Source organism: Streptomyces sp. YS-3 (genome assembly GCF_045257485.1).
GTDB lineage: Bacteria > Actinomycetota > Actinomycetes > Streptomycetales > Streptomycetaceae > Streptomyces.
The window spans coordinates 1-658 of sequence record NZ_JBJHPC010001170.1 but is presented as its reverse complement, the minus strand read 5'-3'; the positions used below and the strand labels follow the sequence as shown (position 1 = coordinate 658).

General features: G+C 69.8%; 1 protein-coding gene. It reads right to left on the bottom strand.

Annotation, left to right across the window (positions count from 1 at the left end; all coding sequences use genetic code 11):
• On the bottom strand, positions 1 to 658 hold a 658-nt coding region (locus ACJA3G_RS38150; RefSeq protein ID WP_406557568.1), incomplete at both ends, for an FAD-dependent oxidoreductase.

The window sequence follows — 658 nt, the reverse complement described above, 5'->3', positions numbered from 1 at the left end:
GGGCGGAGGAGGTCGAGGACGGGAGCGGCCCACCCGTCGAACAGCGCCAGCAGGCTCGATCGCACGGCTTCGACGTCGGCCAGGTCCAGGTTCGTGTGCCAGTCGAGCGGCGCGCGGAACTGGGCGTACACCTTGACGTGGCCACCACTGTTGCGCTGGGCGACGAGCGCTCGGTTCACTCCGTATACGGCCAGGGAACCGTCGCCGATCAGCCGGGCGAGGTCGGGGTGGCGGGTGTCGACGTCGTCGAGGGAGGTTTCGACGTAGGTGACGCCGGTGTAGTGCGGTGTCACCGACGAGACTGCCGCCCGAGTCCGGGACCAGGCGCCGTCCGCGCCGACCACGAGGTCGAACGTTTCCTGTCGTCCGTCCGCGAAATGGACCAGTACGCCATCTCGCGTTCCCGGCACCACCTCCGTCACGCCCCGACCCCACTGGACATCAAGAAGCCCTAGCAGCAGGTCACGGAGTTGCCCGCGGTCGATCTCGGGATTGGCCCGGTCATCCGGGCGGGGTTGCCAGTCGCGCAGGACGGTTCCGTCCGTGTCCAGGATGCGCATGGCCTGCCCCTCGGGACGAGACAGCGCCTGGAACTCCGCCAGCAGCCCCGCCTTGCCCAGCGCGCGCTGGCCCATCCCTTCGTGCAGGTCCAGCGCGC